The organism is Mesorhizobium sp. CNPSo 4661, assembly GCF_057784215.1.
This window is the reverse complement of sequence record NZ_JBWGIO010000026.1, coordinates 45811-58566: the sequence shown is the minus strand read 5'-3', so window position 1 is coordinate 58566 and position 12756 is coordinate 45811. Positions and strand designations below refer to the sequence as shown.

Here is a 12756-nt window from a genome sequence, read left to right as displayed (position 1 = left end):
AGCTGCTCCTTGGTGAACGGCACGACGTAGCCGCCTTTATCCTCATCATAGTCGAGGGTCGCCCACGGGATCGCGTGGTACTTCTCGCCCATGCCGAGGAAGCCGCCGAAGCCGATGACGGCGAACATGATGCCGTTCGACATCTTGTCAAGCATGACGTCCTCGATGCTGCCGATGCTCTTGCCTTCGGTGTTGTAGACAGACGTGCCGATGACGCGCGAGGCCGCAATGGCTTCGGTGTGCCCGGACGGGGTGGTCATGGTGGTGCTCCTCTTTGTCGTTGCGATACATTGACAATGAGGGGCTCGGACGAAAGTTCCGGCTTGCTGCTTAGTTGTCGGTGAGGATGAAGGTGACTTTCATGTTGACGCGGTAGGCAGCGATCTTGCCGTCCTCGACGACGATTTTCTGGTCCTGGATCCAGGCGCCCTCGACGTTCTTCAGGGTCTTTGCGGCGCGTGCGATGCCCTTCTCGATGGCATCCTGAAAGCTCTTCTTGGACGACGACGTGATTTCGGTGACGCGGGCAACGGACATGGCTTCCTCCTGCCAAGACGCTCAGTTACGAAAACGAGCGTAGCGCCGGCTTAGTGCAACCACAAGCCGGCGCAGGGTCGGTCAGCAGACAGCTCTCGGGATCAGTGTCCCTTGGCGATGCGATCGAAGGCCATCAGCTTTTCCAGCAGCGCCGGCATGTCCTTGAGAGGCACCATGTTGGGACCGTCCGAAGATGTCGAGTTGTCGGGATCCTGATGGGTTTCGATGAAGACGCCAGCGACGCCGACGGCAACCGCCGCGCGCGCGAGCGTCGCCACAAAACGACGTTCACCGCCCGAGGAGCCGCCCTGCCCGCCCGGCTGCTGCACGGAATGGGTCGCGTCGAAGATCACCGGAGCGCCGATCTCGGCCATGATCGGCAGCGCGCGCATGTCCGAGACCAGCGTGTTGTAGCCGAAAGAGGCGCCGCGTTCGGTGGTCAGCACGTTCGGGTTGCCGGAGCTGGTGATCTTGGCGACCACGTTCTTCATGTCCCAGGGCGCCAGGAACTGGCCCTTCTTCACGTTGACGACCTTGCCGGTCCGGGCGGCGGCGACCAGCATGTCGGTCTGGCGCGACAGGAAGGCCGGGATCTGCAGGACATCGACATGGGGGGCTACGATCGCGCATTGCTCCTCGGTGTGGACGTCGGTCAGCACCGGGAGCCCGAACTCCTTGCGCAGGTCGTCGAAGATCGGCATCGCCGCATCGAGGCCGGCGCCGCGCGTTGCCGACAGCGAGGTGCGGTTGGCCTTGTCGTAGCTGGTCTTGTAGACGAGGCCGATGCCCAGACGTTCCGTCAGCTCCTTCAGCGCGCCGGCCATGTCGAAAGCGTGCTGGCGCGATTCAAGCTGGCACGGGCCGGCGATCAGCGACAGCGGCGCATTGTTGGCGAAGATGACGTTGCCGACGGTTACCGATGCATTGGGCGCCAGGGGCTTGTTCATGGGATCTCCCGGAAGATGAAGGCGGCACCCTGCCCGGGCGCCGGCGCAACGACGATATCATTGTCGCTCATGTTGTGATCGACAGCGCCGGCCGCAAGCGTGCGTGCGGCAGAAGCTTTGTCGCGGATCGAGAAGATAATCGCCTCAAACCGCAAATGCGGCGACGGCTTGGCCACAAGGCCGAAGCGCTGCAGGTAGGTTTCGGGCGTGACGACGCTCAGGATTGCGTTCGGCAGCCGCACCGTGTCACCCGCCCCGAGGTCGTCGGCACTCGCGCCGGCGGCGATCGAGATCAGCCCGATCTGCGCAGAAGGCGTGCCGCTGACCGCAACCACTTCGACGATGCCGGTCACGCCATTGGCGTGCGCCTGGAGCGCCGTGCGATCGATCTTCGGCGCGTTGACGCGCTCGCAGGCGAAGAGGAATGCGTCCGACGCCTCCTTGCCGGCCGCGAAGGCCAGCTTGAACGACGCCGTATCGCTCTTGCCGTTCGCATCGGTGAAGGCGCGTGAAAAACCCAGCATGTCGCCGGCCGACAGGCCGGCTTCGACAAAGCGCGTATAGTCGGCATCGGCATTGCCGGTTCCAAGCACGACGGCGGAAAAACCCTCCTCGCCCAGCCGCTCGCGATAAAGGCGGTCGCGCGCTACGAAGACATTGCCGGCCGCAACCGCTTGTCCCGTCGCCTGTTCATTTCCCAACGCCAGCGGCTCGAGATAGGTGCCGTCGGCGAAGAAGACGCAGGCATTCTCCGTGCCGAAGGGGTGGATGCCTGTCGGCGCGACCACAAAGCCGAGCGAGGCCAGACGCGTTCGAGCGGCATCAAGGCTTCCGGTTGGCAGCACGAGATGGTCGAGCGGATGGGCGGAGCTTTTGATCATGCCGGCGCGGTGTGCCCCATTCCGGCCTGAGGTTCAAGAGCGGCGGACCAATGGAGCGTGCTCTGTCGGCTCAGGCCGCGGCCACGACATCCGCCGAATAGCGCAGTTCGCGCAGCGGCTTCACCTTGCTGGTCGTGTCCGCGTAAATCGGATGCGCCTTGTAAGCGGCAAGGGCCGCCTCGTCCTCGAACTCGGCATAGACGACGACATCGATCGCGTTGGAAAACAGATCGACCTTGGTGTTGAGCGTCACCTCGAAATGCTTCGAGTAAGGTATCTTGCCGAGCGCCAGCAGGCCCGAGCGTACAGCCTCGACATCTTCCCTGCGTCGCACGCTGAAGAAAACGATGTGCCGGATCAAGCCAGCCTCCCTGGTCTTCGGTTCAGCGGTGTTTCTGTGGGAGCAATGCCAGGGCGTCAACCGGCAACGATGTCGCGCCGCGATGCGAAGCGGCGAGACCTTACCCGGTGACGTAGCGCACGATGCGCGACACTTCCCGCACGGTCACGTCGAGGTAGTGACCGCGATTGTAGAGGCCGTCCCAGAGCAGGAAGAAGGTGATGGCGGCGATGACGATCACATAACGCATGGCTAAAACTATCGCATGTGGACGGCCGGAACCAGAGCGACACCGGCGCGATTTTGCCAGTTCACTGCTTTTTGCCGGGGCCGCTTTGGCGCCAGCGGAAGACGATAGGGCCGCGCCCGGTGCGCGGCCAGCTCTAGCCAGACCGCACAGCCGGTAGCGCCGGATCACAGCGTGATGCGGTATTTGGCGAAGCCTGCCTCGCCCTCGCCTGCCGGCTCGATCTTCAACGACTTGACCTCGGTGATGAAATCCTTGGCCCGCGGTCCGGTCTCGAAGACGACGCTGGTGCCGGGCAGCGGCGCGAAGGACCAGTTGTCGTCCGCCGACGGATTGATCGTGCCCTCGCTGATGACAAAGCGCACGATCACGTCGCGGTTGGTGTCCGGCGCCTCATAGATGATCTTCGAGGCATTGATGTCGGGGAAATTGCCACCGCCGCCAGCGCGATAATTGTTGGTGGCAACGACGAATTTCGCTGCCGGATCAATCGGTTTCCCGTCGAATTTCAAGTCGACGATGCGATTGGAGCCGGCGTTCGCGACGCCGCCCTTGGCATCGTATTTCGGCGGCTGCGACAGGTCGATCCTGTAGCTGACGCCGTCGATGACATCGAAATTGTAGGATGGGAAGTCGGTGTTGATGAGCGGCTGATCCGCTTTGCCCGGCTCGATATGGTTGAAGATGCCGGCGGACATCTCCAGCCATTCCTTCGCCTCAGCGCCGGTGATTTCGACGGCACGCACCGTGTTCGGGTAGAGATAGAGGTCGGCGACGTTCTTGATGGCGATATCGCCCGCCGGAACGTCGGTATAGTAGTCGGCGCCGTTGCGGCCGCCGGCCTTGAAGGGCGCCGCCGCCGAGAGCAGCGGCACGTCCTTCCACTCCGTGTTCTTCAATATGTCCTTGAGATACCAGGTCTGCGCCTGGTTGACGATCTGCACGGACGGATCGTCGGCCACGAGAGCGAAATAGGAATAGAGCGGCGCCGATGTCTTGCCGACGGGGCGGCGGACATAGGCAAGCGTCGCCTCGTGGTCCTGCTCGAGCGCGGCGATGATGCGCTTGTCGTCGCCGACCGTCGCCTTGTTTTTGTTGTCGACGCGCTCATAGATCGGGCGCGCCTCGGAGGTGGCCGAGACGACCCGCCATTTCGAGCCGTCGCGCTCCAGAAGCAGGTCGATCAGACCCATATGCGACCCCCAGAAGCCGCCCATGACGGCCGGCTTGCCCTGCAGCGTGCCCTTCTCGGTGTCGACGCCCGTGAGCGCCTGGAAATCCTTCTTGCCGGGGAAGACCAGATGCTGGTGGCCGGTGAAGACCGCGTCGATGCCCTCGACGCCGGCGACGAAGAACGAGGCGTTCTCCATCTTGTCGCCCTGCTTGATATCGATGCCGGAATGCGAGAGCGCGATGACGATATCGGCGCCTTCTTCCCTGATCTGAGGCACCCAGGCCTTGGCCGCCTCGACGATGTCGCGCGTCTGGACATTGCCTTCGAGGTTCTTCAGGTCCCAGACCATGATCTGCGGCGGCACGAAGCCGATGACGCCGATCCTGATCGGTTGCTCGGCCCCTGACCCGTCCTTGATCTTCCTGTCGAGGATGACATAGGGCTTGAGATAGAGCTTGTCGTCGCGCGGGTTCGTGGCAAGCGTGGTGCCGCGGATCAGGTTCGCGCAGACGAACGGGAAATTGGCGCCGGCCAACACCTTATCGAGAAAGGACAGGCCGTAATTGAACTCATGGTTGCCGAGCGTCGAGCATTCATAGCCGAGCAGGTTCATGCCCTTCATGACGGGGTGCAGGTCGCCGTCCTTCATGCCTTTCTCGTAGGCGATGTAATCGCCCATCGGGCTGCCCTGCAGCAGGTCGCCATTGTCGATTAGCATCGAATTCGCGGCTTCCTTGCGCACCGCGTCAATCAGCGAGGCAGTGCGCGACAGGCCCATCGTATCGTTCGCTTTGTCGGCGTAGTAATCGTAAGGCAGCAGGTTCACATGGATGTCGGTCGTCTCCATGATCCTGAGATGCGCCTGGTTGGCTGCGGCGCGGGCTGAGAACGGATGCAGCATGATCAGCGTCGCGCCGGCAGCGGCGCTGGCCAGGAATTCGCGGCGGGAAAATCCGCGACGGGAGACGGGCAGCCGTGACATTTTCTTCTCCTCTTCGACAACGCGACGACCCCTGCCCCAGCCATGGAGCATGGCGCTGAAGACACGTTGAGTCCACGCGCGCGGAAAAGCCTTTCGATCACGAGAAGGTGACGCGTCGATGAAGCAGGCGACGGCGAGGAAATCAGCTTTTGTCGTCGTCGCCCTGGGTGATCAGGCGCGCGCTGCGCTGGCCAGTCAAATATATCCATAGCCAGCTAAGCGAGACCGCCAGGCGATTGCGGAAGTCGATCAGGAAATAGATGTGGGCTATGCCCCAGAGCCACCAGGCGAGCCAGCCGGTGAGCTTGATCCAGCCAAAATCGATGGCGGCGGCGCGCTTGCCGATCGTCGCAAGGTCGCCGGCATGCCGGTACTGGAAAGGACGCGTTGCCGTGTCGCCGGCGAGCCGCGCCTTGATCGTCGCGGCGACATGCTTGCCTTCCTGCTTGGCCGAGGGCGCCACGCCCGGCACCGGCTTTCCATCTGGACGCAGCACATGCGCGGTGTCGCCGATGACGAAGATGTCGGGATTGCCCGGCACAGTGAGGTCGGGTTCGACGATCACCCGTCCCGCCCGGTCGGCCGGCACCCCCAGCCACTCGGCCGCCGGCGAAGCGGCAACGCCGGCCGCCCAGATGATCGTCCTTGCCGGCAGATGCCTGTCGCCGAAGACGACGCCTTGGGCGTCGAGCCTGGTGACCGGACGCCCGAGCTCGACGGTGACGCCGAGCCGCTCGAGCGCCTTGCGGGCGTAGTCGGAAAGCTGCGGCGCGAAATTGGCCAGGATCCGGTCGCCGGCCTCGATCAGCACGACGCGCGCCTGGCGTGTGTCGATGTGGCGGAACTCGCCGCGTAGCGTGTCATGCGCGAGTTCGACGATGGTGCCGGCGAGTTCGACGCCAGTCGGTCCGCCGCCGACGATGACCAGCGTCAGCAGCGCCTGACGCTTGGCGGGGTCGGTTTCGCGCTCGGCCTGCTCGAAGGCGAGCAGGATGCGGCGCCGGATCGTCGTGGCGTCCTCGAGCGTCTTCAGCCCCGGCGCGAACGGCTCCCATTCGTCATGGCCGAAATAGGCATGGCGCGCGCCGGTGGCGAGCACCAGCGTGTCGTAGGGAACCGAGCCGCCGTCCTCGAACAGCACGCGTTTGCCGGCGCGGTCGACGCCGGTGACGTTGCCCAGGAGGGTCGTGACGTCCTTGCGGTTGCGCAGCAGATGCCGGATCGGCCAGGCAACCTCCGAGGTCGCCAGTGATGTCGTCGCCACCTGGTACAGCAGCGGCTGGAAAAGATGGTGGTTGCGCTTGTCGATCATGGTGATGCGCACCGGAGATCCAGCCAGCGCGCGGGTGAGTTCGAGGCCGCCGAAGCCGGCGCCGACGACAACGACTTTATGCTCGGTTTCGCTCATTTCATTCCACCTCGCCAGGTGCAATTGCCGTCCATGATGTAAGTGTTTTTGTGCGCTGCAACAACGTTGAATCGGGCAATAACCATGCCCGGGAGTCGTCGCGCGGCGTCGCGAATCCACATGCGACAGTCCCGGCGCAGGTATAGCGTCGAACAAACGACAGGAGCCAAGCATGGCCGACAACCACGACGACGAAGGGCTGGCGCAATACGCCTCGCCGCCCTGCTTCATGCATGAACTCGACCCGCAATACCGGGAGCCGCTCTTAGACTGGACGGATGTCAGACGCTGGCGCAAGGCCGAGCGCGAGCGGCTCATCAATGCCCGCCTTGCCGTCTCAGCCGATGCGCGCGTAGCCATGTCGGCGCGCATCGCGGACGGCCTCGACACGCTGATCGGAGACATAGCCGGCCGGATGGTCAGCCTCTACTGGCCGTTTCGCGGCGAGCCGGATCTGCGGGGCTGGATGGCCTCGATCAACGATCGCGGTGGCCGCACCGCGCTGCCCGTCGTCATCGAGAAGGGACAGCCGCTGGTGTTTCGCGCCTACAAACCGGGCGACCGGCTGGAAAAGGGCGTCTGGAACATTCCGATCCCGGCCGAGGGCGATCCGGTGCTGCCCGACATCGTCATTTCGCCCATCGTCGGCATCGATCCCGGCAACTATCGGTTGGGCTATGGCGGTGGCTTCTTCGACCGCACGCTGGCGGCCATGCCGTTCAGGCCGCTGGTCATCGGCGTCGGCTACGAACTGCAGCGCATTGCGACCATCTACCCGCAGCCGCACGACATTCCGATGAGCGAGGTGGTGACGGAGGCGATGACCGCCTAGCGCCGGCCAGGCCCCGGTCAAACGGTCCAGGTCCAGTCGATCGGATAGTTGAAAATCGGGGTGAACGTCACGCCTACCGCCTCCATATCCCTGCGGCCGTCGACCACCATTTCCTTCAATCGATCCAGCTGCGCCGCATGCTCGTCGGTGTCCCAGACACTGACTTGCACGATCGAGCCCTTCGGCGACACGCCTGCGTAAAAATGAAGAAGCCCCGGCAGCCGCCTGATGGCCGGGATTATGTACTCCGAAGTCTTCTTGCTCGCGGCGTCGACCTCAACGTACCGGCTCGGGTCGAAGCTGGCGCGCGAGACGCGGACGACGGCTGTTGCCGGCAATGACTCGGCCATGGTGATTCTTTCTGTCATATCGCGGCCGCTGCCTCCTGCTGGTTATGTCCGGATACTAGGCCATCTCGGGCCGTAGCCCGACCGCCGTGCGATCGACGATCTCGCGCAGCGCGAAGGACGAGTTGATCTTCGTCACATGCGGCATGGCCGACAGCCATTCCTTGTGGATGCGCTCATAGTCGACGAGATCCTTCGCCGCGATGCGCAGGATGTAATCATATTCGCCTGACATCAAATGGCAGGAAAGCACGTTCGGGCAGCGCTTGATCGCCGCCTCGAAATCCGACAACGTCTTCTCGAATTGCCCCGACAGCGATATGTGCACGATCGCCGTCATCTGGTGGCCGAGCGCGGAATTGGACAGCCGCGCATGATAGCCGCGGATGGTTCCGGACTTCTCCAGATTGTCGAGCCTGCGCGAACAGGCCGATTGGGAAAGGCCGACCTTCTCGGCAAGCGCCGCATTGGGAATCCGGCCATCCTTCTGCAAAGTCTCCAGAATGGCGATATCAATCCTGTCGAGCGGCATTTTTCGTGGTTCCTGCGAATTTCCAGTGATTTTGCGCAACGATTATCGAAGAGCGACCGTTGCCGCAAGTGCATTCGCAAACACATACGCAACGATTCGTGGTTGACTGCGGTTACTGCGTGTCCACCTCCGAGTTCGGAGCCATTGGCATGCACCAATGACAGGGAGAGCGCCCCTTGAACGGCGCGGACAGGAGAAGAAAGATGCGTGTCGGCTGCCCCAAGGAAATCAAGAACCATGAATATCGCGTCGGCCTGACGCCCGGCTCGGTCCGCGAATATGTCGCGCATGGCCATGAAGTGCTGGTCGAGACCGGTGCTGGCGCCGGTATCGGCGCCGACGACAACGCCTATCGCGCCGCCGGCGCGACTATCGCCAAGACGGCCGCCGACGTGTTCGCCAAGTCGGACATGATCGTCAAGGTCAAGGAGCCGCAGCCCAACGAATGGGTCCAGCTGCGCGACGGCCAGATCCTCTATACCTATCTCCACCTCGCTCCCGATCCGGAGCAGACCAAGGGTCTTCTCGCCTCGGGCGTCACCGCGGTCGCTTATGAGACCGTGACCGACGATCGCGGCGGCCTGCCGCTGCTCGCCCCGATGTCGGAAGTCGCCGGCCGCCTGTCGATCCAGGCCGGCGCGACGGCGCTGCAGAAGGCCAATGGCGGCCGCGGCGTGCTGCTTGGCGGCGTGCCCGGCGTGCTGCCCGGCAAGGTCACCGTGCTCGGCGGCGGCGTCGTCGGCCTGCATGCGGCCAAGATGGCGGCCGGCCTCGGCGCCGACGTCACCATCATCGACCGCTCGATCCCGCGCCTGCGCCAGCTCGACGACATTTTTGGCGGCCGCGTGCATACGCGCTACTCGACCGTCGAAGCGCTGGAGGAAGAATGCTTCTCGGCCGACGTCGTCATCGGCGCCGTGCTGATCCCGGGCGCCGCCGCGCCCAAGCTCGTGACCCGCGAAATGCTTTCCGGCATGAAGAAGGGTTCGGTCCTTGTCGACGTTGCGATCGACCAGGGCGGTTGCTTCGAGACCTCGCATGCCACGACGCATGCCGATCCGACCTATGAGGTCGACGGCGTGATCCACTATTGCGTCGCCAACATGCCCGGCGCCGTGCCGGTCACTTCGGCGCACGCGCTCAACAACGCGACGCTGCATTACGGCCTGCAGCTTGCCGACAAGGGCCTCAAGGCGCTGGTCGACGACCATCACCTGCGCAACGGTCTCAATGTCCATAAGGGCAAGATCACCAACCGCGCCGTCGCCGAGGCCCTCGGCTACGAAATGGTCGAGCCGAAGGCGGTTCTTGCCGCCTGATAAATTCGCAGAGATTTCCTTCAGTCGCCCGCCGGGTCATTCCGGCGGGCTTTTTCTTGCGCGCAAACTGGTCGCGCCAAGAAATCCGGGCAACAAAAAAGCGGAGCAAAAGCCCCGCTTCCTCGAATGTCGCGACTGCCGCCGGTCCATCCGCGGTCGGCAAATCATCAACAACTGCTTTCTAGCAAAGGAGTGCGACGGGAATACGACAGTCCTGAAATGCGCCTTTTCTCGCCTCCCGCCAATATGCGCCGTTGTGTGAAATGCTTCACATTCACTCGGCAAGAAAGACGCCTAGAGACGGACCGTTACTGGCGGCCTGAGCCTGCCGGGTCGGACTAGTCCGGCCCGGACAGCACTGGCCGACAGCTTCTGTCAGACCCTCCAACGGCCCGCTAGACCATCGGCGGGCTTTTTTTTGGGTCATGCCCGCTCGATGCGGCATTGATAGCAATTGTTCCGGGCCGAGCGGACATGGATGTAGGCGATGTCGTCGCGCCCGAACAGCGTCCGCGCGCGGGCGGCAATCTCGCCGGTCGGCGTGACAGCGCCGCTGCCATAGACGATGCGATCGTCCTCGCCGTAGCCCCTGACGATATAGTCGCTGCTTGCAAGCATCTCCGGCAGCGCATCGCCCTCGGCGGCGCGCCCGCATTCCTCAGCATGCAGGAAGATCGGGCCGGTTTCGGCATAAGGCTGCAGTTCCGGGAACGGCCGGTAAGCCACGATCAGGTAGCCTTCGCCCGCGGCGACGTTCTTCATGCAGTGCCTGCAGGGCACGCCGTCGCCGTCGGAGACTTGGTGCTCCGGAGTGCGGCCGTAGGCATCGGGCCCTCCCCGCTGCAGGGCGCGCACGGCTTCGGTCGGCAAGGCTTTGAACTGGATGCTCATGGCAAATCTCCGGTGTCGATGTCCGGAAATTATGCCTGCGCGACAGTGTCTCCCACCCGATTCCTGACTGACGGCATGCGCATGTGAAAGAGCCCGGCCGCTTTTAAATGGCCGAGCCCCGTTATCGGCGTTATCGGCTCAGCTTCACCGCACGAAGTCGTCGAAGCGGCGCAGCGTCACGCGGCGGTTGCGCCAGTTCTCCTGCTGGGTTTGCACCAGAAGGAATTCCTCGCCATAGCCGACGGTGTCCAGCGCGTAGGCCGGCACGCCGAATTCACCCACCAACGTGCGCTTGAGCGATGCGGCGCGGCGTTCGGACAGGAGCTGGTTCGAACCGAAAGAACCCACGGCGTCGGTGTGACCCTCGATCAGGATGCGGGCGCCGCGGTCGCGCCGCAGGATGCGGTGGAGCGCGTCGGCAATGATTTCGACCTTGCCGTATTGCGAAGGGGCAATGGCGGCCGAGCCGAACTCGAAATTGATCGACTGGATGTCGATCGAGCGCGCCATGCGCCGCAGATCGGGCCGGCGCTTGAACTCGCGAATTGTGACGCGCTCGTTCGGGCGCAGCTTTTGCCTGGGCGCGGCGTCGAGCTGGCGCTCGATCGTTGCGGCCGAAGGCGTGGTCGCCTGCGCGGACGCCAGGCTCGGCATGGCAATTGCCGCGATCATGGCTACGGCGAATGTACGTCGGCTCAACATGTCTTTCTCCTATAAGCTCGGCCTCGCAATGCGGCCGGGACAATGGCAAAGACAGTCTGAAGCGGCGATGAACGAGGTGTTCAGCCGGTGGCCGTTACGGCTTCTGCTTGAACAGCTTAGCCACGCATGACGCTGGCCGACCGCTCGGCGAAGGTCAGCGGATGCACCACTTCCTTCTTCTGCGCCACCGGCGTGAAGCCGAGCTTCTGGTAGAGTGGAAGAGCCGCCGGATGATCGAGCGTGCAGGTCTGCACGGTGACGCGCCTTGGTCCATGCGCCCAGGCCGCCGAGATCGCCGCGCCAAGGAACCAGCGGCCGATGCCCTGGCCATGCGCATGCTCCATCATGCCGAAATAGGCGAGCTCCACCTCGTCCGGCAGATGCGGCTTGAGGTCGAAGAAGCCGGCGGGGGCGCCATCGAGATAGAGCACCCTGATGTCGCGATCCTCGCGGTGCAGGCCGGCGGCAAGCTCCTCGTCGCTCAGCCTCAGCACATTGACCCAGTGCCATTTGCGTCCGACGCGATCCATCAGATAGCGGTAGAAATGGAGCGGGATGTCTTTCGTCTTCAGCAGCGCGATCTGGCGGTTGTAGGGGATTGGCGGCGAAACCGCCGGCGCCGCATGCATCTCCAGGAACGTGACCGTGACATCGATATCTTGCAGCGCGCCGTTTTTCATCATTCTTTCCCCGTCACCACCGGCGTGTCGCTGAGACCGCCCCATTCTGTCCAGGAACCATCATAAAGCCGGTTGTTGGTATGGCCGAGCGTCTCCAGCGCCAGCGTGATCGCCGCCGCCGTGATGCCTGAGCCGCAGGACGTGACAACGGGCTTGGAGAGGTCGATACCGGCATCCTCGATCACCTTGCGCAAGCGGTCCTTGGGCAGCAACTCGCCATTCTCCGCAAGCGCCGTGATCGGAACATTATGCGCGCCAGGCATATGACCCGAACGGACGCCTTGGCGCGGCTCCGGATCGGTCCCGGCAAAGCGGCCGGCCGAACGCGCGTCGGCGACCTGGCTCTCCCGCCCGCCGACGATCCTGCGCATCTCGTCGAGCCCGACAACCCGGCCCTCGTCGAAATCGGCGTGGAAGACGCTTGGCGCGATCTTTGTCGGCTCAGCCGTCACGGGGCGCCCCTCGGCCTTCCAGCGGTCGATGCCGCCGTTCAGGATGTAGACCTGGAAGACGCCCATGACGCGGAACATCCACCAGGCGCGCGGCGCCGAAAACAGGCCTGGGCCGTCATAGACGACGATGGTGTCGTCGGCCGAAACGCCCATGGCGCCGACATATTGGGCGAAGTGCTGCGGCGAGGCCAATGTGTGCGGCAGTTTCGAATCCGGATCGGAAACCGCATCCTGGTCGAGGAAGCGCGCGCCGGGAATATGGGCGGCATCGTATTCGGCGCGGGCGTTGCGCTTTTGCGCAGGCAGATACCAGGAAGCGTCGATGATGGTGAGGCCGGGCGCGCCAAGCCGCTTTTCCAGCCAATCGGCGTCGACGATGAAAGGGCTGTCCTGCGCCATTTTTGTTCTCCCTGCCCGCCTCGCCTTATCGCATGATGCCGAAAAGTGTGAAGCGGTTTTCGGGCGACATCATGCTCGATCTCTTT

General features: G+C 63.6%; 16 protein-coding genes. 2 read left to right on the top strand and 14 right to left on the bottom strand.

The window, feature by feature from the left end; genetic code table 11:
- The 8 genes from AC0YKC_RS29790 to AC0YKC_RS29755 all read right to left on the bottom strand — a co-directional run.
- Positions 1 to 260, bottom strand: a 260-nt coding sequence (locus tag AC0YKC_RS29790) for a PRC-barrel domain-containing protein (protein WP_488513628.1), incomplete at its 3' end; no start/stop codon positions are given.
- A gap of 70 nt (positions 261 to 330) precedes the next feature.
- Positions 331 to 537 (bottom strand): dodecin family protein, encoded by a 207-nt coding sequence (locus AC0YKC_RS29785; protein WP_112099570.1) that lies wholly within the window; start codon positions 535 to 537, stop codon positions 331 to 333.
- 101 nt (positions 538 to 638) lie between these two features.
- Positions 639 to 1484, bottom strand: a complete 846-nt coding sequence (kdsA, locus tag AC0YKC_RS29780) for a 3-deoxy-8-phosphooctulonate synthase (protein WP_488513627.1) — start codon at positions 1482 to 1484, stop codon at positions 639 to 641.
- Positions 1481 to 2365 (bottom strand): VOC family protein, encoded by an 885-nt coding sequence (locus AC0YKC_RS29775; RefSeq protein ID WP_488513626.1) that lies wholly within the window; start codon positions 2363 to 2365, stop codon positions 1481 to 1483. The genes kdsA and AC0YKC_RS29775 overlap by 4 nt, the downstream gene beginning before the upstream one ends.
- A gap of 70 nt (positions 2366 to 2435) precedes the next feature.
- The gene (locus AC0YKC_RS29770; protein ID WP_488513625.1) at positions 2436 to 2726 is read right to left on the bottom strand and encodes a Dabb family protein; all 291 of its coding nucleotides are present in this window, start codon (positions 2724 to 2726) and stop codon (positions 2436 to 2438) included.
- Between the two features lie 100 nt (positions 2727 to 2826).
- Positions 2827 to 2955, bottom strand: a complete 129-nt coding sequence (locus AC0YKC_RS29765; protein WP_320297939.1) for a hypothetical protein — start codon at positions 2953 to 2955, stop codon at positions 2827 to 2829.
- Between the two features lie 164 nt (positions 2956 to 3119).
- Complete coding sequence (locus AC0YKC_RS29760; protein WP_488513624.1) at positions 3120 to 5108, bottom strand: bifunctional 2',3'-cyclic-nucleotide 2'-phosphodiesterase/3'-nucleotidase; 1989 nt, start codon at positions 5106 to 5108, stop codon at positions 3120 to 3122.
- 142 nt (positions 5109 to 5250) lie between these two features.
- Positions 5251 to 6516 (bottom strand): NAD(P)/FAD-dependent oxidoreductase, encoded by a 1266-nt coding sequence (locus AC0YKC_RS29755; RefSeq protein ID WP_320297941.1) that lies wholly within the window; start codon positions 6514 to 6516, stop codon positions 5251 to 5253.
- A gap of 172 nt (positions 6517 to 6688) precedes the next feature.
- Here AC0YKC_RS29755 and AC0YKC_RS29750 point away from each other — a divergent pair, with 172 nt between their 5' ends.
- Positions 6689 to 7348: a 5-formyltetrahydrofolate cyclo-ligase gene (locus tag AC0YKC_RS29750; RefSeq protein WP_488513623.1), complete on the top strand. Its 660-nt coding sequence runs from the start codon at positions 6689 to 6691 to the stop codon at positions 7346 to 7348.
- Between the two features lie 17 nt (positions 7349 to 7365).
- On the opposite strand, the gene AC0YKC_RS29745 is transcribed toward AC0YKC_RS29750, so the two are convergent.
- Together AC0YKC_RS29745 and AC0YKC_RS29740 are read right to left on the bottom strand one after the other, a co-directional pair.
- On the bottom strand, positions 7366 to 7698 hold the full coding sequence (locus tag AC0YKC_RS29745) for a hypothetical protein (protein ID WP_320297943.1): 333 nt from the start codon (positions 7696 to 7698) through the stop codon (positions 7366 to 7368).
- Between the two features lie 55 nt (positions 7699 to 7753).
- Positions 7754 to 8227, bottom strand: coding sequence for an Lrp/AsnC family transcriptional regulator (locus tag AC0YKC_RS29740; protein ID WP_040994689.1), 474 nt, complete (start codon positions 8225 to 8227; stop codon positions 7754 to 7756).
- A gap of 203 nt (positions 8228 to 8430) precedes the next feature.
- Between AC0YKC_RS29740 and ald the strand changes: the two genes are divergently transcribed.
- Positions 8431 to 9546, top strand: coding sequence for an alanine dehydrogenase (gene ald / locus AC0YKC_RS29735; RefSeq protein WP_127879861.1), 1116 nt, complete (start codon positions 8431 to 8433; stop codon positions 9544 to 9546).
- 423 nt (positions 9547 to 9969) lie between these two features.
- On the opposite strand, the gene AC0YKC_RS29730 is transcribed toward ald, so the two are convergent.
- From AC0YKC_RS29730 to sseA, 4 genes are all read right to left on the bottom strand, one after another.
- A complete protein-coding gene (locus tag AC0YKC_RS29730; RefSeq protein ID WP_488513622.1) occupies positions 9970 to 10437 on the bottom strand; it encodes a DUF1203 domain-containing protein in 468 nt (155 codons plus the stop codon).
- A gap of 144 nt (positions 10438 to 10581) precedes the next feature.
- On the bottom strand, positions 10582 to 11139 hold the full coding sequence (locus tag AC0YKC_RS29725) for an OmpA family protein (RefSeq protein WP_320297945.1): 558 nt from the start codon (positions 11137 to 11139) through the stop codon (positions 10582 to 10584).
- A gap of 116 nt (positions 11140 to 11255) precedes the next feature.
- On the bottom strand, positions 11256 to 11819 hold the full coding sequence (locus tag AC0YKC_RS29720) for a GNAT family N-acetyltransferase (protein WP_320298077.1): 564 nt from the start codon (positions 11817 to 11819) through the stop codon (positions 11256 to 11258).
- Positions 11819 to 12670 (bottom strand): 3-mercaptopyruvate sulfurtransferase, encoded by an 852-nt coding sequence (gene sseA, locus AC0YKC_RS29715; protein WP_488513621.1) that lies wholly within the window; start codon positions 12668 to 12670, stop codon positions 11819 to 11821. The genes AC0YKC_RS29720 and sseA overlap by 1 nt, the downstream gene beginning before the upstream one ends.
- Positions 12671 to 12756: the final 86 nt, after the last annotated feature.

Excerpts from the sequence above, each read along its gene's own strand:
- sseA (WP_488513621.1), bottom strand. The coding sequence starts at position 12,670 with ATGGCGCAGGACAGCCCTTTCATCGTCGACGCCGATTGGCTGGAAAAG.
- AC0YKC_RS29785 (WP_112099570.1), bottom strand. The coding sequence starts at position 537 with ATGTCCGTTGCCCGCGTCACCGAAATCACGTCGTCGTCCAAGAAGAGC.
- AC0YKC_RS29755 (WP_320297941.1), bottom strand. The coding sequence starts at position 6,516 with ATGAGCGAAACCGAGCATAAAGTCGTTGTCGTCGGCGCCGGCTTCGGC.
- AC0YKC_RS29740 (WP_040994689.1), bottom strand. The coding sequence starts at position 8,227 with ATGCCGCTCGACAGGATTGATATCGCCATTCTGGAGACTTTGCAGAAG.
- AC0YKC_RS29730 (WP_488513622.1), bottom strand. The coding sequence starts at position 10,437 with ATGAGCATCCAGTTCAAAGCCTTGCCGACCGAAGCCGTGCGCGCCCTG.
- AC0YKC_RS29775 (WP_488513626.1), bottom strand. The coding sequence starts at position 2,365 with ATGATCAAAAGCTCCGCCCATCCGCTCGACCATCTCGTGCTGCCAACC.
- AC0YKC_RS29745 (WP_320297943.1), bottom strand. The coding sequence starts at position 7,698 with ATGGCCGAGTCATTGCCGGCAACAGCCGTCGTCCGCGTCTCGCGCGCC.
- kdsA (WP_488513627.1), bottom strand. The coding sequence starts at position 1,484 with ATGAACAAGCCCCTGGCGCCCAATGCATCGGTAACCGTCGGCAACGTC.
- AC0YKC_RS29760 (WP_488513624.1), bottom strand. The coding sequence starts at position 5,108 with ATGTCACGGCTGCCCGTCTCCCGTCGCGGATTTTCCCGCCGCGAATTC.
- ald (WP_127879861.1), top strand. The coding sequence starts at position 8,431 with ATGCGTGTCGGCTGCCCCAAGGAAATCAAGAACCATGAATATCGCGTC.
- AC0YKC_RS29750 (WP_488513623.1), top strand. The coding sequence starts at position 6,689 with ATGGCCGACAACCACGACGACGAAGGGCTGGCGCAATACGCCTCGCCG.
- AC0YKC_RS29765 (WP_320297939.1), bottom strand. The coding sequence starts at position 2,955 with ATGCGTTATGTGATCGTCATCGCCGCCATCACCTTCTTCCTGCTCTGG.
- AC0YKC_RS29725 (WP_320297945.1), bottom strand. The coding sequence starts at position 11,139 with ATGTTGAGCCGACGTACATTCGCCGTAGCCATGATCGCGGCAATTGCC.
- AC0YKC_RS29720 (WP_320298077.1), bottom strand. The coding sequence starts at position 11,819 with ATGAAAAACGGCGCGCTGCAAGATATCGATGTCACGGTCACGTTCCTG.